Source organism: Microbacterium sp. TPD7012 (assembly GCF_003075395.1).
Classification (GTDB): Bacteria; Actinomycetota; Actinomycetes; order Actinomycetales; family Microbacteriaceae; genus Microbacterium.
Genome location: NZ_QDFV01000001.1, coordinates 372,453 through 391,111 on the forward strand (window position 1 = coordinate 372,453; position 18,659 = coordinate 391,111).

Sequence of the window (18,659 nt, forward strand, 5' to 3'; positions counted from 1 at the left end):
GCCCGGGTGTCGTCGTGAGCGAACGCGGCGGCGCCCGGGCGTTCCCCTCCACTTCCGTACCAGAGAGAAAGCCGAGTCGCGCATGACCGACGACCTCGACGCCCTCCGCGTCGAAGACCTCAGCATCGCCTACGGCACCGCCCCGCCGTCGGTGTCCGGAGTCTCGTTGCGCGTACGCCGCGGCGAGATCGTCGGCGTGATCGGCGAATCGGGCAGCGGCAAGTCCAGCATCGCCCTGGCGATGATGGGCCTGCTGCCCGACTCGGCCCGCGTGACGGCCGCCCGCATGACGGTCGCCGGTGCCGACATGCAGGATGCGACCGAGCGCGACTGGGGAGAGGTGCGCGGCGTCAAGGCATCGATGGTCTTCCAGGAGCCCATGGCCGCGCTCAACCCCTGCATGCGCATCGGCGCCCAGATCGCCGAGGTGCTGCAGATCCACGGCAAGGCCGACAAGAGGCAGGCCAGGGCGCGGGCGCTCGAGATCCTGAAGCTGGTGCAGATGCCGGATGCCGAGAAGCGCCTCGGCTATTACCCGCATCAGCTCTCGGGCGGTCAGCGCCAGCGAGTCGTGATCGCCATCGCGGTCGCGGCTGGTCCCGATCTGCTGGTGGCCGATGAGCCGACGACCGCGCTCGACGTCACGGTGCAGGCGCAGATCCTCGACCTGATCAAGAGCCTCCGCGACGAGACGGGCATGGGCGTGCTGTTCATCAGCCATGACCTCGGCGTGATCGGCCAGCTCTGCGAACGGGTCGCCGTAATGTACCGCGGCCGGGTCGTCGAATCGGGCTCGGCGCGACGGGTGCTGGAGGACCCTCGGCATCCGTACACGCGGGCCCTCCTGGAGAGCATTCCGCGTCCGTCGGTGCCGGTCAGGTCGCCGCTCGCCGTGATCCCCGCACTCAACGACTTCGCCGAGGCGCCCGCCGAACTCGAGGAGGCATCATGAGCGACGACGTGCTCCGGGTGGGGAGCATCACCCAGCGATTCGGTCACGGCGAAAACGCCATGGTGGCGCTCGACGACGTGAGTCTGTCGGTTCCCCGTGGTGAGACCCTCGGCCTGGTCGGCGAATCCGGTTCGGGCAAGAGCACGCTCGCCCGCGCGATCCTGCTCATGCGCAAGCCCTCCGCGGGCACGATCGAATTCGACGGCGAGGACGTGACCGGTCTGCGCGGCCGGGCGCTGCGGACGCACCGCCGCCGGATCCAGATGGTGTTCCAGGATCCCAACGACTCGCTCGATCCGCGGTTCACGGTGGCACGCTCGATCGCGGAGCCTCTCGTGGCCGCCGGCGTCGGATCGAAGGAGCGTCGCCGTCGTCTCGCCGACGCTCTCGATCGCGTGGGCCTGCCGATGGACTCGGCCGAGCGCTACCCGCACGAGTTCTCCGGCGGGCAGCGCCAGCGCATCGCGATCGCCAGGGCGATGGCGGCCGAGCCGGAGTTCGTCGTGCTCGACGAGCCGACCTCGGCCCTCGACGTCTCGGTGCAGGCGCAGGTGCTGAACCTGCTCGTGCAGCTGCAGAAGGACACCGGCGTCACCTACCTGTTCATCACCCACAACCTCGCCGTCGTTCATCACCTCGCCCACCGTGTCGCGGTGATGCACCAGGGAAAGGTCGTCGAGGAGGGCACCGGGGAGCAGGTCATGAATGCGCCAGAGCATCCGTACACCCAGCGGCTGCTCGAATCGATGCCCGTGCTGTACCGCACCTGATCATGAGGATTCAGCGAGCGGGAGACAACGCCCACGACTGGGCGCTGTACGACGGCGAGGGCCGGATCGGCATCGAGTGGTACTTCAAGGAGACCTCGGCGCTGCCGATCTCGGTGATGCGCTACCACCTGAAGCCGGGCGCGGAGGAGGGGCAGCATCACCACCTCGAGGGCGATCCGGACAGCTGCTCGACGAACAGCTCCGACGAGCTGTACATCGTCACGCAGGGCGAGGTCGTGATCACCGCGGGCGCGGATCGTCGGGTGCTCCGCGCCGGCGACGCCTTCTACGCCCCCGAGGGTATGCAGCACGGAGTGCGCAACGAATCGGATGCCGTGGCCGAACTCGTGCTCGTGTTCGGCCCGCGTGGGAAGCATCCGTTCTCCCAGACCGGGATCGAGGCGTTCGACGCGGAGGCGGACAGGTAGCGTCGAGCGGCTTCTCCTGCGCTACGCGTGCGGAGCCGGGCGGAAGGATGCCACGGCCTCAGCCCTGCCCGCCCTGGAGTCGCTCGCGCAGCTCATCGAGTCGCACGGCGATGCCGAGGCGGAACATCCGCTCGTCGTCGCGCCAGTCCGCTCCCAGCACGTGGTCGAGACGGTCCAGCCGCTGGAGGATCGTGTTCGTGTGGAAGTTGAGGGCCCGCGCGGTCTTCGTGGGGCTGGCGTTGCTGCGCACGAACGCTCGGAGCGTGCCCAGCAGGTCGGCGTTGCGCTCGGCATCGTATTCACGCACCACGCCGATCGTGTCGCCCAGGAAGGACGACAGGCCCTGCGCATCGGTGTCGAGCACGGCAGAGTAGGGGAGGAAGTCCTCGACGTGCGCCGTCAGGTCGGTCAGCTCGAGCGCGGCGAGCAGCCTGGCGGTGCGGCGCGCGGCGAGGAAGGCGGCGGGCAGCGGCGCCTTGGCCGGCGGAGGCACGACGACGGCGACGGAGTCCTGGATGGCGGCGGCGACCTGCGTGCGCAGCCGGTCCGGCTCGATCTCGCCGCGTCTCCCGGAGTAGACGGCCACCACGAAGCCGCGGTACTCCCCGACCAGCGCCCGGTCGTCCAGCTGACGGATGAGCGCCCGTGCCGCGGGTGTCTGCTGGTCGCCCGCGACGGCGAGCAGCAGCAGCGAGTCGAGCCCGCTGAGATCGACGCCGAGCCTCCGGGCGCGACGCTCGACGTCGGAGCGCCGCTCAGGCACATCGTCGAGGATGTCGGCGACCAGCTCGCTGCGCACGCGATGATCCGCTCCGGATGCCGCCTCCTGCTGCAGTTCCAGCAGGGCTCCGACCTGTGCGGCGCGCTCGACCGTGCGCAGGTCGACGGCGCCGAGCTCGAAATCGCCGTCGCCCAGCAGCAGGGCGCCGAAATGCCGGCTGCCCGCCGTGAGCGCCGAGACCGCCCGGATGCCGTGACCCGCCACCGGCACGCAATGACCGTGATGGCGGCTCTCGGCGAGCGCCGCGCGCACCGGCTCGTCGAGGGACAGCATCCCCGGGGCGAGGGGAAGCCCGGCCGCCGCGATCACGTTCTCCTGCGCGTCGATGATCGCGACCGCGCGCCCGAGCGCCGAGGCGAGGGTCTCGGCCACGGGGCCGAACCCCCCGCCGGCGAGCACCGCCTGCACCAGTTCCTGATGCACCGTGTTGGCGCGGTCTCGCTCGACCAGGTGGGCGGTCAGGCTCTCGAGGGTGCGGCGGCTGGCGTCTTCGGAGAGCTGCAGGTCGCGCAGCGTCTGGGTCGTCTGCAGGATGACGGAGGCGTGGTCGGCGACTGCCGACAGAAGGGCGACCTCGTCGGGGGAGAAGCTCTTCTTCTCACGGTTCGCGACGAAGAGCACGCCGAGCACGTCGTCGCTGGTGAGCATCGGCACGCCCAGGAGGGAGACCAGGCCCTCGGCCGAGACCGCGTCGTCGATGCCCGCGTCGTGGCGCTCCGCGGCGTACGCGGTGTAGTCGGCGACCCAGTGCGCCGTGCGCGACTCGACGACGACGCTGGCGAGTCCGCGTCCCGGCGGCACGCGGAGCGTCTGGAAGGACGCACTCACCGAACCGCTGGTCTCGCGCACCCTGAGCTCACGTGTGTCGGGATCGAACTCGGAGAGGTAGGCCAGGTCGACCCCCATCATCTCTCGGGCGCGCTGCACGAGCCGGGCGAGCACAGCGTCGCTGTCGCGCAGCTCGGCGAGCTCCCTGGCGCTCGAGAAAAGCGCGGTCAGCTCGTGCTCGCGCCGTCGCAGCCGTGACAGCTCGCGCTGCGCTCGCCCGACCCTCTCGGTGATCGCCGTCGCCCCGGCAACGGATGCTCCCAGCCGCTGCAGGGCGTCGCTGACGGCGGTCGGTCCGACCAGATCAGGATCGTACGCGGCGTCGAGCAGCGCTGCGATCGCGTCGGTGTGCTCGGGCATCACATCACTGTACGGCGCGATGTCGGTCGGCGTCAGTGCCCGAGCTCTGCTCTGCGTGCCGTGCGCAGCAGCGCGGCGGCGAGGTCGGGCCACAGCTCGTGTGGGATCAGGTGCCCCACGTCGGCGTGCACCTGCAGCTCGGCGCCGGGGATGGCCTCGGCGATGTCGACGGCGGACGCCCAGTGCAGCACGTCGTCCTCTCGGCCATGGAACACGAGCGTCGGCACCGTCACGTCCTTCAACGCCTCCAGCCGTTCGGGCGCCCGGCGGAGCGCGGCCCACTGCCGCGAGAAGCCCTCGGGGAAGTAGCCGCGGTCGTACGCTTCCCCGGCCGCCGCGCGGTGCCACTCGACCTGCGGGTCATAGGCGCCGAGGCGCGTCGACTCCGCATATGCACCGGCGAACTCCACGGCCTGCCCGCGCGTGACCCGCGCGGGTGGCGCGCTCAGCTCGGGGCGCTCGCCGTGCAGCACGTACCGCGGCGACTGCCCGGGGATGGTCGAGAGCAGTCCGAGGCTCAGAACTCGATCCGGATGCCGGATCGCCAGCATCTGCGCCATCATCCCGCCCATCGAGTGCCCGGCGACGTGCGCCGCATCGACCCCGAGGTCATCGAGCACCCGCAGCACATCGTCTGCCATGTCGGACAGGTCGTAGCCGCCGTCGAGGTCATCGTCACCACCGAAACGCTCGGACAATCCGGTGTCGCGGTTGTCGAAGCGCACCACGCGGAGCCCGCCCGCCGTCAGCATCCGGATGAAGCGCTCGTCCCAGGAGAGCAGTTGGGCGCCGCCGCCCGACACCAGCACGAGCACGGAGGCTTCCTCGTCGCCGAACACCTCGAAATAGAGACGCACGTCGGCAGAATCGGTGTAGGGCATCGGGTCTCCTCACGTGCGGCGGACGGGCGCGTCCGCGCCCCGGGATGTGGTTGGAGTCTAAATCGGGCGGTCGTGCAGGCGGATGTGTCATCCACCCATAGGAAGATCCGTTCGATGAGCTTTCCATCCATCGTCGCCTGCCCGTGCCGCTTCTAATGTCGTCTGTGACCCTAGCGCCGAGGACCCGGCCGCTGTCAGGAAGAAGGTGGCGATGTCGATCAACAGCCGAATCTCTGGTCTGCGCGACCACACGCCCGACGAGCGGCTCTCCCTCGTTGCGCAGAGCGCGGAACTCGACACGGACGTGCTCGGCGCGCTCCGACCCGACCAGGGGCTCTCGCTCGCGCAGGCGGACCACATGATCGAGAACGTGGTCGGCATGATCGGCATCCCGATCGGCGTCGCCACGAACTTCACGATCGACGGTCAGGATCGCTTGATCCCGATGGCGACGGAGGAGCCGAGCGTCGTCGCCGCCGCGTCCAATGCGGCGCGGATGGCCCGGATGCACGGCGGATTCACCACGTCGTACACCGGCGATGTGATGATCGCCCAGATCCAGGTGCTCGACGCGATCGATCCGCATGGCACATGCTTCGCCCTGCTCGAGGCGAAGGACGAGCTGCTCGCGCTCGCGAACGAGCAGGATCCGATGCTCGTCTCGCTCGGCGGTGGCGCCTTCGACGTCACAGTCCGCGTGCTCCCGACCCGCGCCGGGGTGCAGGTCATCCTGCACCTGCACGTCGACGTGCGCGACGCCATGGGCGCCAATGCGGTGAACACGATGGCTGAGGCGATCGCGCCTCGCATCGCCGAGGTCGCCGGCGCCCGCACGCTCCTGCGCATCCTGACCAACAAGGCGGAGCTACGCGTCACCCGCGCCCGCGCCGTCTTCGATGCCGAGCTGCTCGGCGGGGCGCAGGTGGTCGACGACATCGTCGCCGCGAGCGCCTTCGCCGAAGCCGACCCGTATCGCGCGGCGACGCACAACAAGGGCATCATGAACGGCATCACGGCCGTGGTGCTCGCGACGGGCAACGACACCCGAGCGGTCGAATCCGGGTGCCATTCGCATGCTGCCCGCGCCGGTCGGTACGCGGCCCTGTCGCAGTTCGAGAAGGATGCCGACGGCAACCTGGTCGGAACCCTCGAGGTCCCGCTCGCAGTCGGCCTCGTCGGCGGCGCCACCCGCGCGCACCCGACGGCCCAGGCGTCGGTGAAGCTCCTCGGCGTGCAGACCGCGCATGAGCTGGCTGCCGTCATCGCAGCGGTCGGACTCGCCCAGAACCTCGCGGCGTGCCGCGCGCTGGCGGCGGAGGGCATCCAGCGCGGGCACATGTCCCTGCACGCGCGCACGATCGCCGCGAGCGCCGGAGCAGACGTCGATGAGATCGGCGAGGTCGCCGCGCGTATCGTGGCGGAGCGCCGCATCCGCGTGGAGTATGCCCGCGAGGTGCTCGCGGAACTCCGTGCGGCAGGGGCGAGCGCATGAGCGTCCCCGCACCGCGGGTGATCCGCCAGGACGGGCTGCCGACGCGGGTCACGGTGTTCGAGGTGGGGCCGCGCGACGGGCTGCAGGCCGAGACCGACATCATCCCGGCCGATATCAAGACGCAGCTCTGCCGACGTCTGTATGCCGCGGGCAGCCGTGATCTCGAGGTCACGAGCTTCGTGCCGCCGAACTGGATCCCGCAGCTCGCCGACGCCGAGGAGGTCGTCGCCGGCCTCGATGCGCCGAAGGGCGCCAGGGCCGTCGGACTCGTGCCCAACCTCCGCGGACTGCAGAGGGCGATCGACGCCGGCATCCGCGAGGTGTCGGTCGTCGTCAGCGCCACCGAGTCGTTCGCACAGGCGAATCTCAACACGACGCGGGCGGGGGCGATCGACCGTGCCGCCGAGGTCATCGCCGCCGCCACCGCGCAGAGCATCCGGGTGCGCGGCTACGTCTCGATGGCGTTCGGCGACCCGTGGGAGGGCGACGTCTCCCCGGATGCGGTGATCGAGGCGGCCGCGGCTCTCCATCACGCGGGGGCGCGCACGATCGCGCTCAGCGACACGATCGGCGTGGCCACCCCCGGCCACACGGTCGGGATCATCGAAGAGGCCCTGGCCGTCGGCATCCCGGTGTCGGAGATCGCCCTGCATCTCCATGACACCTACGGACAGTCGCTGGCCAACGTGCACGCGGCGCTGCAGGTCGGCGTCGCCGAGTTCGACGCCTCCGTCGGTGGGCTCGGACGATGCCCGTACGCGAAGGGCGCGACCGGTAACCTCGCCACGGAGGACCTCGTGTGGATGCTGCACGGGCTCGGCATCGAGACCGGACTCGATCTCGGCGCCCTGGCCGCGACCACCCTCTGGCTCTCACGCATCCGCAATGTGCGTCCCGCATCGAACGTCGCCCGTGCGTTCGCCGCAGCGGGTATCGGGGGCACCGGCATCGACGCTCCCGAATCCGTCGCCCCTCAACCCGCCCAGGAGGTCACGCCCGCATGATCGACACCACTCTCCCCGCTCCCGGTGCATTGGCGGGCGTCACCGTGATCGACCTGTCGCGCGTGCTCGCCGGTCCCTATGCCGCGCAGATGCTCGCCGACCTCGGGGCGACCGTGATCAAGGTCGAGAACCCGCGGGACCCCGACGTGTCGCGCGGCTTCCCGCCGTACCTGACCGACGGCGCCGAGGAGTTCAGCGCCTACTACGCCCAGTACAACCGCGGGAAGCTCGGCGTGGGCCTCGATCTCGCCACTCCTGAGGGCAAGGAGGTGCTGAAGGACCTGGTCCGCAACGCCGACGTGCTGGTGGAGAACTTCCGTCCCGGCACGATGGAGAAGCTCGGCGTCGGTTACGAGGTGCTGCGCGAGATCAACCCGCGGCTCGTCTACACCGCCATCTCGGGCTACGGCCGCACAGGATCGCGCAGCAGGCGTCCCGCATTCGACAACACCGCGCAGGCGGCCGGCGGCATCTGGTCGATGAACGGCTATGCCGAGCATCCGCCCGTTCGCGTCGGCGTCACGATCGGCGACCTCTCGGCCACGCTGTTCGCCGTCGTCGGCACGCTGGCCGCCCTTCGCCACGCCGAGGCGACAGGCGAGGGGCAGGTGGTGGATGTCGCCCAGGTCGACAGCATCGTCGCTCTCACCGAGACCGCGGTGGTCGACTACACCGTGAACGGCACCGTCGCGTCTCCGCAGGGGAACGCCCATGCCTGGGTGCGCCCCTACGAGCTGTTCGAGTGCGCCGACGGGCAGGTCTTCTTCGGCGCCTACACCGACAAGCTCTGGAACGCGAGCTGCGATCTCTTCGGCACCCCCGAGCACAAGAGCGACTCCGAGATCGACACGATGCGTAAGCGCTTCGAGACCGATGTGTACGAGCGGCGGGTCAAGCCGATCGTCGCGGGCTGGCTCGCGTCGCGCACGAAGAAGGAGCTCGAGGAGCTCGCCGGCGACGTCGTGCCGCTCACCGCCGTGAAGACGATCGGCGAGGTGGTCGACGACCCGGGCACCGCCGAGCGCGACATGATCGTCGAGGCGGACTACGGCGACCTGGGCGTGCTGCGGATGTTCGGCCAGCCGATCAAACTCTCGGCCACCCCGGCCACCCCGGCCCGCACCGCGAACCGCTTCGCCGAGCACGCCGATCAGGTGCTCGCCGAGTTCGCCGGCTACGACGCCGCGCGCATCGCCGAGCTGCGGGCGGCGGGAGCACTCCCGTGACCGAGGTGCGCACCGAGCGGATCAGGGCATCCGTCGTCGAGGCGTACCGGGGCAGCTTCGCGGCCGCCGACCCGGTGCTCGCCGACGGAGACGCGCTCCCGGCCGGCTGGGAGGGCGTCTTCTTCCCGTTCGACGCGGCACTCGCCGACCTCCGCGCGGACGGCACGCCTGCTCGCGACGGGGTGATCCCCGAGATCGATCTGCCGCGCCGGATGTACGCGGGAGAGACGACGGAGTTCCTGCGCCCGATCCGCGTGGGCGACGAGGTCACCCGCACCACCGCCCTCGGCAGCGTCGTCGACAAGAACGGCTCGCGGGGGCGCCTGGTCTTCGTCGACGTGGAGCGCGAGTACACGACAGGCGGCGAGACCGCGGTGAGGAGCGTCTGGCACGACGTGTTCCTCGAGGCGGCCGATCCGGAAGCCCCGGCGCGCGCACCACGTCCCGACCCGGCTGTCGTGGCGGAGGCGGACTGGCTCGAGGAGCTCACACCCGACGCCCGGCAACTGTTCCGGTTCTCGGCGCTCACGTTCAACACGCACCTCATCCATTACGACCGTGCCTGGGCACGCGATGTCGAGGGGCTCCCCGACCTGCTCGTGCACGGTCCGCTTACCCGCATCCTGCTGATGGATGCCGCGCGGCGGCATCTGGCGGGGCGCGTGCCTGTCCGTCTCGACGTGCGGGCGACCGCCCCGGTGCTCGTCGACCGACCGCTGAGGATCGTGGGTCGAACCATCGGCGACACCACTCGCGTGACCGCCGTCGACCCGGACGACATCCTGCTCGCGACCGCCGACATCGACTGGGAGACGGCCTCATGAGGCACACCCCCGACTACGTGCTCGAAGACGTCGACGCCATCCGCGCCCTCGTGCGCGAGAACCCGTGGGCGACGATCGTGAGCCACGTGCCGGGTGAGGGGCTCGTGGCATCGCACTACCCGATGCTCCTCGACGAGGATGCCGACGGCATCGTGCTGCTCAGTCACGTCGGCCGGCCCGATGAGCGGCTGCACCGACTCGGCGAGCACGAGGTGATGGTCATCGTCTACGGGCCGCAGGGCTACGTCTCGCCCGGCTGGTACGACGTCTCACCCGCGGTGCCGACCTGGGACTTCGCGGTCGCGCACCTGCACGGCATCCCCGAGATCCTCTCCGACGACGAGAACCTGCAGGTGCTCGACCAGCTCGTCGCATGGTTCGAGGGCCCGCTGCCCGAGCCGTTCCTCATGCATCGCACGCTCGAGAACACGGCTTACGCCGAGCGGATCGTGCACGGCACGGTCGGATTCCGGCTGCGCGTCGACCGGGTCGAGGCGAAGGACAAGATGAGTCAGGACAAGCCGGCCGAGGTGATCGCCAAGATCGTCGAGGCGCTCCGGCGTCCCGGACCCTACGAGAACCCGACGCTCGCCGATCGCATCGCGAGCACCAATGGACTGGAGGTGACGGCATGACCGCATTCGTGGGAGTCGCCGACATGGTGGAGTGGATCACGCGCCGCGGCGCGGAGACGATCATGGCCGAGATGGCCGACACGATCGAGGAGGACTTCCGTCGCTGGGAGTCGTTCGACAAGAGCGAGCGCGTCGCCAACCACACGCCGTTCGGCGTGATCGAGCTGATGCCGATCAGCGATCCCGACCTCTACGCCTTCAAGTACGTCAACGGGCACCCGTTCAACCCCGGTCGCGGGTATCAGACGGTGACCGCGTTCGGCGTGCTCGCCGACGTGCACAACGGGTATCCGGTATTCCTCGCCGAGATGACGCTGCTCACCGCGTTGCGCACCGCAGCGACCTCGGCGATGGTCGCCCGGCGCCTTGCCCGCGCGGACTCGAGCACGATGGCGATGATCGGCGCGGGAAGCCAGGCCGAGTTCCAGGCGCTGGCCTTCCGCGGCGTGCTCGGCATCTCGCGGCTGCGCATCTACGACGTCGACCCCGCGGCATCCGAGAAGTTCGTCCGCAACCTCGCATCGCGCGGCTTCGACATCACCGTCTGCGGCTCCGCCGCCGAGGCGGCATCCGGGGCCGACATCGTGACGACCTGTACGGCCGACAAGGCGGTGGCGCAGGTGCTGAAGGATGCCGACGTCACGTCCGGCATGCACATCAACACGATCGGCGGAGACTGCCCCGGCAAGACCGAGCTCGACCCGCGGATCCTGGAGCGCGGACCGGTGTTCGTGGAGTACACGCCGCAGACACGCGTCGAGGGCGAGATCCAGAACGTCGCGGCCGACTTCCCGGTGACCGAGTTCTGGCAGGTGCTCGCGGGGCTCGCGGCGGGTCGCACCTCGGACGAGCAGGTCACGATCTTCGACTCCGTCGGGTTCGCGATCGAGGACTTCTCGGCGCTGCGGCACCTGCGCGCCGACCTCGCCGGCGCCGGGTTCGAGACCGAGATTGACCTCGTCGCCGCGCCCGAGGACCCGAAGGACCTCTTCGGCTTCGCGCACGCGCCCGTTCCGGCTCGCTGAACGCGTCTTCGCGCCTCCTTCCGATCGGAGCACCATGACCGAGTCCGTGACCCTCGCCGGCGTACGGCCCTACGACGGCGGCGAGCCCGTCGACCTCGTGCTGCGCGACGGCGCGATCGCCTCGATCGCGCCCGCCGGCGCGGCGGCGCGGGAGGGCGAGGTCGTCGAGGCCGCGGGGCGTTGGGTGGGACCGGGTCTCTGGGACGCCCACGTGCACTTCACGCAGTACGTGAACCGGCGCCGCCGGCTCGACCTGACCGAGACGCGGAGCGCGGCCGACGTGCTCGACATCGTGCGGTGGGCCCGGGCGGCGGATGCGCCGCTGACGAACGGGATGCTGATGGGCTACGGCTTCCGCGACGGACTCTGGCCGGTGCCGTCGTCGCTGGACGCGCTCGAGGAGACCGTCTCCGACGTCCCGGTCGTGCTCGTGAGCGGCGACCTGCACTGCGGGTGGATGAACCGCGCCGCTGCCTCGCGCTTCGGCATCGAGCTCGACGCCTCCGGGCTGCTGCGCGAGGGGCCGTGGATTGCGCTGCTGCACTCGTTCGACGCGGCGTCCGACCTGTCATCCGACACCTACCGTGAGGCCGCCGAAGCCGCGGCGGCGCGAGGTGTGGTCGGCATCGTCGAGTACGAGAACACCGACAACGTGTCGGAGTGGTCGGAGCGCACGGCGAGCGGACTCACGAGCCTTCGAGCCGACATCGCGGTGTGGCCCGACCTGCTGGATTCGGTCATCGCCGCAGGTCGCCCCACGGGCGACGTGGTCGACGAGCAGGGACTCATCACCTTCGGTCGCCTCAAGGTCGTCGTCGACGGGTCGCTGAACACCCGTACCGCGTGGTGCTGGGATCCGTATCCCGGGATGGATCCCGGACATCCACATGCCTGCGGTCTGGAGAGCGTGCCGATCCCCGAGCTGAGACGTCTGCTGGAGCGCGCGCGGGGCGCCGGGATCGAAGCGGCCGTGCACGCGATCGGCGACCGCGCCAACACCGCGGTGCTCGACACGTTCGAGGCGCTCGACATGAAGGGCATCATCGAGCACGCGCAACTCGTGCGGGACGAGGACTTCGACCGGTTCGCCGAGCTCGGGCTCATCGCGAGTGTGCAGCCGGAGCACGCGATGGACGACCGCGATGTCGCCGACCACCACTGGGCCGGTCGCACCGGGCGGGCGTTCGCGTTCGGGTCGCTGCACCGCTCCGGCGCTGCGCTGCGGCTCGGGTCGGATGCGCCGGTGGCTCCGCTCGACCCGTGGGTGTCGCTGAGCGCGGCGACCGCTCGCAGCAGGGGGAACCGCGACGCCTGGCATCCGGAGCAGCGTCTGCCGCTGGACGTCGCGCTCGCGGCATCCGTCCGCACCTCGCTCGCCGTCGGGCAGCCGGCCGACCTCGTGATCACCGACCGCGACCCGTATGCGAGCGACCGCGATCAGCTGCGAGAGATGCCCGTAGCCGCCACGCTGCTCGGCGGCCGATTCACCTGGCGAACGATGTGAGGACGACATGACGACTTTCACCAACGGACGGGTGTTCACCGGCGCATCCGAGACGGCATTCGTCTCGGCGTTCCGCATCACCGACGGGGTCGTCGACTGGGTCGGCGAGTCTGCCGAGGTCAGCGACCCGGATGCCGTCGACCTGGGTGGGCGCACCGTGCTGCCCGGGTTGCTCGACAGCCACACGCATCCGGCGCTGCTGGCCGGCACGGCGGCGGCCGCCGAGTGCTTCCCGCCGTCCGTGGGCTCGCCCGACGAGCTCGTCGCCGTGCTGCGGGAGCACGCTTCCCGGCTCGCATCCGATGCCTGGGTGCTCGGCCGCGGCTTCGACGACACGAAGTTCCCCGACCGGCGGATGCCGACGGCGGCGGATCTCGATCGTGTGAGCACGGAACGACCGGTCCTCGTGTGGCGCTGCGATGCGCACTCCGCCGTCTGCAACTCGAAGGCGCTCGAGGTCGCGGGCATCACCGCCGACTCGGTCGACCCCGAGGGAGCGCGGTTCGAGCGCGACGCCGACGGCACGCCGAACGGCGTGCTGACCGAGATCGCCGCCGTCGATGCTGTGGCGCGGTTCATCCCGGCGCCGACGCGCGACGACCAGCTCGCGGCGATCGTGTCGATCGGCGAGGAGCTGGCCTCCCGGGGCATCGTCGCCGTGTGCGACCTGCTGTCGTCGCGCATCGATCAGCCGCTCGCGACCTTCCGGGCGGCGGTCGAATGGGGGCTGCGCACTCAGGTCGCGCTGTACCCGGGCTGGGATCCGGCCGCGCCGCTCGCCGACCTGAAGGCCGGGGATCGCGAGGGGCAGATCCGCGTGGCCGGGGTGAAGGTCGTCCTCGACGGCGCGTACTCCAACCGCACGGCCTGGGTGCACGAGGCGTACCCCGGCTCCTGCGACCACGGCCTGCGGCTGGTGGACGACGCCGATGTGCTCGCTGCGGGCGAGTGGGCGCGCCGCAACGGGGTGCAGCTCGCCGTGCACGCCATGGGCGACCGTGCGCTCGACCGCGTCGTCGAGCTGTTCGAAGACGCGGAGCCGTGGCTCGACGGCATTCCCTCGGTGCGCATCGAGCACGCGACGATCGTGAGCGACGCCTACCTCGCGCGCCTGACCGCGGCTCGGATGTCGTTCGGCATCGCCACGCACACGGTGTTCTTCTTCGCCGAGTACGACGGCTACGAGAAGGCGCTGCGCGTCGAGCAGGTGCCCGATGCCTACCCGATCGCCCGCCTGTACGCGGGGCTCGGCCCTCTCGCGCTGTCGTCGGACCGCCCGGCGACGGCATGGAGCGGTGCGGACGACGTGATGCTGTCGGTCGAGGCGGCGGTGCGTCGGCGCACCTACAACGGCATCGAGTTCGGGGCCGAAGCCGCGATCACGGTCGCCCAGGCTCTGCTGCTCTACACGTCGCGCGCGGAGTCGCTGTCGCCGTTGACCGGTGTCGGCACGCTTGCGCCGGGGTACGACGGCAGCTTCGCCGTGCTCGACCGCGACGTGTTCACCGTGCCCGACGACGAGATCGCCGCCGTGCGGGTCGCAGAGACCTGGATCCGCGGCGAGCGGGTGTTCGTGCGGTGACGCGCTGATGGGCGGACTTCGCGCCGTGGGGAGGAGCTTCGGCGCGGCATGCTCCTCCCCACAGTGCGAAGTCAGCCCGACGGGGAGTGGTGTGAGACTACCCCGCCCCGAGCAGCCGCACCCGGCACGCGAGTTCGACCGCGAAGCGCACGTCCGGGTCGTCGAGGTCGATGTCGAGTCGCTCGCGGATGCGGCGCATGCGGTAGCCGACGCCGTTCGGGTGCAGCATCAGCTCCCTGCCCGCGTGCACGAGCGAGCGCCCGTGCGCGAGGTACACGAGCAGCGTGCGCACAGCGCTGAGCGCGCGCTCCGGACCGAGGTCGTCGAGCGGACGCAGCACATCGTGCAGCAGGTCGCGGCTGATCGGAGAGGCGTAAACGTCGAGCAGCACGCGCCGGAGCCCTGTCACGTCGGTGAGCTCGACCCCGCCCAGGCGCCCGGCGGCGATCGCGGACTCCGCGGCGATCCGGGCCTCGGCGGCCGACTGCCGCAGTCCCAGGGCGCCGAGTTTGGGTGTGCCCAGCCCCAGCGTGTACGCCCACTCGGCACCGGCGAGTTCGCGGGCCTGCTGCTGGATCAGTCGCGCCACCTCGCGCACTCTGCGCTGGTGGTCTCCGGCGCCGTGCTCCTCGGTGCACACCAGCATCAGGTCGTCCTGCAGGAACGCGGCGTGCCACATCTCCTCCCGCGACTCGACGAGCTGCAGCACGAACAGCTCGAGCGCCGGCTGCACGCTGCGGGGTGCCCGGGCTTCGGGGTCGGCGGTGTGCGTCGGTGCGAGCCATGCGACCACGTGAGACTGGGGGAGAGGCAGCCCGAGCCGTGCGGCCTGGCCCACGAAGCCCTCCACGCGCGACGACTCGGCGAGCACCAACTCGACCAGCAGATCCGCACGGGACTGCGTCGGCGCGTACCTGTCGCGGCTCTGCCGCTGCACGACGCGCGAGAGCAGGGAGGCGATCACCGGCACCGACACGGCCGTGGCGCCGTCAGTGCTCGCCGCCACCAGGCGTCCGACCGGCACCTCGCCGATGCAGACCGCGTCGGACGACGCCCAGGTCACGGTCGGGTCGGCGATCATCGAGAGCTCGATACCCAATGCGCCGCTTGCGGCGGCGAGAATGCTCTCCGGCGTGCTCTCCGATGCCGCGGCCGCCTCGGTGGCCGCGGACACCGCGTGCGCGCCGCGCATCATGGCCTCGGAAGCGCCGCCGGAGATCGCACGGTCGATGGTCTTCGCCAGATCAGCGGCGCCCGTGCCGGCGGCGGAGAACACGGGAACGCCGCCGCGGGTCGCGAGCACCGTGGCGGTCTCGGCAAGTGCGAGCGCGGTGGTGAACACGATGCCGGCGAGTCCGCGGGCACTGGCCTGCCGCAGCGCGACATCGATGCGATACGGCGGCGGCTGCTCGTCGCCGGGGATGATGACGAGCGTCCCGGCAGGAACCGCATCGAGGCGATCCACCGAGGCGAGGTCGACTCGGGCCACCACGCGGGAGTCGACCGGTCCGGCGATGTGGAGCAACCCGAGACGGCTCGCATCTCCTCGCAGGTCTTCAAGCGTGTACTGTGCCATCCGCACAGTATGCCTCGAAACACTGGATCGTGGAGACATTGTCCCCCCTTCGGCCCGACCGTAGCGTGAACACATGGCACAGACATCCCCGATCGCGCGCACCGAGCGCCTCACCGAGATCACGGTCGACGACGTCGCCGCTCTGGGCATCGGCACCGCGATCTTCGGCACCGGTGGCGGCGGAGCCGTGTACACCAGCCAGATCATGGTCGAGAACGCACTGCGCGACAACGGCCCGGTGCCGCTCGTCGCCGTCGATGACCTCGGACCTGAAGACGTCGTCATCCTGATGTCCGGCATCGGTGCTCCGACGGTGGGTATCGAGATGCTCTCGGCGACGGGGCAGATCCACGCGCTGCTCGCCGAGGCCGAGCGCCTCCTCGGACGCAAGGTCACCACGCTCATGGCGGCAGAGATCGGCGGCGGAAACGGCGTCCAGCCGATCGGCTGGGCCTCTCGCCTCGGACTCCAGGTGCTCGACGCCGACGGGATGGGGCGGGCTTTCCCGGACGCCGCGATGGTCGCCATGAACGTCGCCGGAGTCCCGTGCGAATGGGCTGTGCAGAGCGACGTGGTCGGCAACATCTCCGTCATGAAGACCATCGACCTGCACTGGCTCGAGCGTCACGCACGCGCGCTCACCGTCGCGAGCGGTTCGATCTGCATCGGCGCGCACTACCCGATGACTGCCGATCAGGTGCGCGGCGCCGTGATCGAGGGAACCGTGAGCGCCTCGATCCGCGTGGGCCACGCCCTCATGTCGTCGCCCGATCCCGTGGCCGCGGTAGCGGAGGAGCTGGAAGCCCGTGTGCTGATGACCGGCAAGATCACCGACCTCGACCGCCGCACGGCCGGTGGCTTCGTGCGCGGCTCTGTGACGATCTCCGGTACCGGTGCGGACCGCGGCCGCCTCCAGCGCCTTGAGCTGCAGAACGAGAACCTGCTCGTCCTCGAAGACGGCGAGGTGCTGGTCAGCGTCCCCGATCTGATCACGATCATCGACGCGGAGACCGGGCATGCGATCACCACCGAGATGCTGCGCTTCGGCCAGCGTGTGTCGGTGCTGGCCTGGGCGTGCGATCCGATCTGGCGGACGCCGCGCGGTCTGGAACTCGCCGGTCCTCGCGCGTTCGGCTACGACCTGCCGTACGTCCCGTTCGAAGGAGCAACCCGATGATCGCGCGCGACCTGGCCATCGGCGTCGACGTCGGCGGGACGAACACCGATGCCGTCGTGCTCGACGGCGACGGCCGCGTGCGGGCCTGGACCAAGCGGGCGACGACCGATGACATCACGGGCGGCATCCGCGCCGGCATCCGCGACGTGCTCGCTGCGATCGGAGACGACCGCTCCCGTGTCTCGCGCGTCATGCTCGGCACCACGCATGCGACGAACGCGATCGTGCAGCGTCGTCAGCTCGACCGGGTCGCGATGATCCGCCTGGGGGCGCCCGCCGCCACCGAGTATCCGCCCCTCACGGGCTGGCCGGACGACCTGGTGCGCATGGTGCTCGCCGGCTCCGCGATGCTCGGCGGCGGCCACATGGTCGACGGCACGCCGATCTCGCCGCTCGATCGCGACGGCATCCTGCGCTTCGTCGACGGACTCGACGACTTCGACGCGATCGCCGTCGCCGGAATCTTCAGCCCGTCCTCTCCCGAGCAGGAGCTCGAGGTCGCCGAGTTGCTCCGCGGCCACCTGGGTCAGGACACCCGGGTCTTCCTCAGCCAGGACATCGGCCCGACCGGCCTGCTGGAGCGCGAGAACGCGACGCTGCTCAACGCCGCTCTGTACAGCGTCGCGCGCTCGGTCACGGAGGCGCTCGTCACCGTCGTCGCCGAGGAGGGGCTCGACGCCACCACCTTCTTCGCGCAGAACGACGGCACGCTCATGTCACTGGACTACGCCGCGCAGTACCCCGTGCTGACGATCGGATCGGGACCGGCGAACTCCATCCGCGGTGCCGCCTACCTCTCGGGCCACGACGACGCGATCGTCATCGATGTGGGAGGCACGACCTCCGACCTCGGCGTCGTCGTCGGCGGCTTCCCGCGCGAGTCCACGCTGCCCCGCGAGATCGGCGGAGTGCGGACGAACTTCCGGATGCCGGACATCCTCAGCGTCGGCATCGGCGGGGGGACCGTGGTCGATGTCGCCTCCGGACGCGTGGGCCCCGACTCGGTCGGCTACCGCATCGACCCGGAGGGACTGCTGTTCGGCGGTTCCACTCCGACGCTGACGGATGCCGCGGCGCTTGCCGGCAGTCCGGTCAGCGGGCGCACGCTGCCGCCGCTCTCCTCGACCGTCTCCGAGGCCTTGGAAGCGGCCCTGGCCATGGTGGCCGACCGCTTGGACGAGGCCGTGGAACGCCTCTCGCTGGGGCGCCTCGACATCCCGCTGGTGGTCGTCGGCGGCGGCGGGTTCCTCGTTCCCGACCGGCTCGCGAGCGCCGGGCGCATCCTGCGTCCGGACCACGGCGGGGTTGCCAACGCGGTCGGCGCGGCCATCTCGCTCGCCGGCGGGCGTGCCGATCAGATGGCCCCGATGGGCGACCGGGATGCCGCGATCGAACAGGCATCCGAGGCGGCGGTGGCCAGGGCGATCCAAGCGGGCGCCGACCCGCTCCAGGTGTCCGTCGTCGAGGTGCTCGAGACGCACGTGCCGTACACCGCCCAGCCCACCGTCAACGTGACCGTCAAAGCCGCAGGACCCCTCGCCCGGCTCTCCGCCGAGACTCCGGTCCGCTGATCCGCACCACCTCTGTACCCCGCACTTCCATACCCGATAAGAG

16 protein-coding genes are annotated in these 18,659 nt (G+C 70.6%); 13 read left to right on the forward strand and 3 right to left on the reverse strand.

The features are described from left to right. Positions 1-82: 82 nt before the first annotated feature. From DC434_RS20295 to DC434_RS01830, 3 genes are read left to right on the forward strand one after another with little or no spacing between them, the layout of a single operon-like run. On the forward strand, positions 83-952 hold the full coding sequence (locus DC434_RS20295) for an ABC transporter ATP-binding protein (protein WP_116633557.1): 870 nt from the start codon (positions 83-85) through the stop codon (positions 950-952). Then, positions 949-1,722 carry an ATP-binding cassette domain-containing protein gene (locus DC434_RS20300; RefSeq protein ID WP_116633558.1) on the forward strand — a complete coding sequence of 258 codons (774 nt, stop codon included), beginning with the start codon at positions 949-951 and terminating at the stop codon, positions 1,720-1,722. Before DC434_RS20295 ends, DC434_RS20300 begins: the two co-directional genes overlap by 4 nt. A 2-nt stretch (positions 1,723-1,724) precedes the next feature. Beyond that, positions 1,725-2,150, forward strand: coding sequence for a cupin domain-containing protein (locus tag DC434_RS01830; RefSeq protein WP_116633559.1), 426 nt, complete (start codon positions 1,725-1,727; stop codon positions 2,148-2,150). 58 nt (positions 2,151-2,208) lie between these two features. Here DC434_RS01830 and DC434_RS01835 read toward each other — a convergent pair whose 3' ends face one another. Continuing rightward, the gene (locus tag DC434_RS01835; protein ID WP_116633997.1) at positions 2,209-4,119 is read right to left on the reverse strand and encodes a GAF domain-containing protein; all 1,911 of its coding nucleotides are present in this window, start codon (positions 4,117-4,119) and stop codon (positions 2,209-2,211) included. A gap of 32 nt (positions 4,120-4,151) precedes the next feature. After that, positions 4,152-5,000 carry an alpha/beta hydrolase gene (locus DC434_RS01840; protein WP_116633560.1) on the reverse strand — a complete coding sequence of 283 codons (849 nt, stop codon included), beginning with the start codon at positions 4,998-5,000 and terminating at the stop codon, positions 4,152-4,154. A 211-nt stretch (positions 5,001-5,211) separates the two neighbouring features. On the opposite strand from DC434_RS01840, the gene DC434_RS01845 reads away from it, so the two are divergent. The 8 genes from DC434_RS01845 to DC434_RS01880 are packed head-to-tail and all read left to right on the forward strand — an operon-like array spanning position 5,212 to position 14,292. Beyond that, complete coding sequence (locus DC434_RS01845) at positions 5,212-6,492, forward strand: hydroxymethylglutaryl-CoA reductase, degradative (RefSeq protein WP_116633561.1); 1,281 nt, start codon at positions 5,212-5,214, stop codon at positions 6,490-6,492. Then, positions 6,489-7,496: a hydroxymethylglutaryl-CoA lyase gene (locus tag DC434_RS01850; protein ID WP_116633562.1), complete on the forward strand. Its 1,008-nt coding sequence runs from the start codon at positions 6,489-6,491 to the stop codon at positions 7,494-7,496. Before DC434_RS01845 ends, DC434_RS01850 begins: the two co-directional genes overlap by 4 nt. Further along, positions 7,493-8,722: a CoA transferase gene (locus DC434_RS01855; protein ID WP_116633563.1), complete on the forward strand. Its 1,230-nt coding sequence runs from the start codon at positions 7,493-7,495 to the stop codon at positions 8,720-8,722. The genes DC434_RS01850 and DC434_RS01855 overlap by 4 nt, the downstream gene beginning before the upstream one ends. Beyond that, positions 8,719-9,546 carry a MaoC family dehydratase N-terminal domain-containing protein gene (locus DC434_RS01860; RefSeq protein ID WP_116633564.1) on the forward strand — a complete coding sequence of 276 codons (828 nt, stop codon included), beginning with the start codon at positions 8,719-8,721 and terminating at the stop codon, positions 9,544-9,546. The genes DC434_RS01855 and DC434_RS01860 overlap by 4 nt, the downstream gene beginning before the upstream one ends. Continuing rightward, positions 9,543-10,181 carry an FMN-binding negative transcriptional regulator gene (locus tag DC434_RS01865; protein ID WP_116633565.1) on the forward strand — a complete coding sequence of 213 codons (639 nt, stop codon included), beginning with the start codon at positions 9,543-9,545 and terminating at the stop codon, positions 10,179-10,181. Before DC434_RS01860 ends, DC434_RS01865 begins: the two co-directional genes overlap by 4 nt. Beyond that, positions 10,178-11,206 carry an ornithine cyclodeaminase gene (locus DC434_RS01870; protein ID WP_116633566.1) on the forward strand — a complete coding sequence of 343 codons (1,029 nt, stop codon included), beginning with the start codon at positions 10,178-10,180 and terminating at the stop codon, positions 11,204-11,206. The genes DC434_RS01865 and DC434_RS01870 overlap by 4 nt, the downstream gene beginning before the upstream one ends. 34 nt (positions 11,207-11,240) lie before the next feature. Then, complete coding sequence (locus DC434_RS01875) at positions 11,241-12,710, forward strand: amidohydrolase family protein (RefSeq protein WP_116633567.1); 1,470 nt, start codon at positions 11,241-11,243, stop codon at positions 12,708-12,710. A 7-nt stretch (positions 12,711-12,717) separates the two neighbouring features. Further along, a complete protein-coding gene (locus tag DC434_RS01880) occupies positions 12,718-14,292 on the forward strand; it encodes an amidohydrolase family protein (protein WP_116633568.1) in 1,575 nt (524 codons plus the stop codon). A 97-nt stretch (positions 14,293-14,389) separates the two neighbouring features. Here DC434_RS01880 and DC434_RS01885 read toward each other — a convergent pair whose 3' ends face one another. Then, complete coding sequence (locus DC434_RS01885) at positions 14,390-15,868, reverse strand: PucR family transcriptional regulator (protein ID WP_165807968.1); 1,479 nt, start codon at positions 15,866-15,868, stop codon at positions 14,390-14,392. A gap of 73 nt (positions 15,869-15,941) precedes the next feature. On the opposite strand from DC434_RS01885, the gene DC434_RS01890 reads away from it, so the two are divergent. Both DC434_RS01890 and DC434_RS01895 read left to right on the forward strand, forming a co-directional pair. Then, positions 15,942-17,045 (forward strand): DUF917 domain-containing protein, encoded by a 1,104-nt coding sequence (locus tag DC434_RS01890; RefSeq protein WP_116633569.1) that lies wholly within the window; start codon positions 15,942-15,944, stop codon positions 17,043-17,045. After that, entirely contained in the window at positions 17,042-18,616 is a 1,575-nt protein-coding gene (locus DC434_RS01895) for a hydantoinase/oxoprolinase family protein (RefSeq protein ID WP_116633570.1), read from the forward strand. The genes DC434_RS01890 and DC434_RS01895 overlap by 4 nt, the downstream gene beginning before the upstream one ends. Positions 18,617-18,659: the final 43 nt, after the last annotated feature.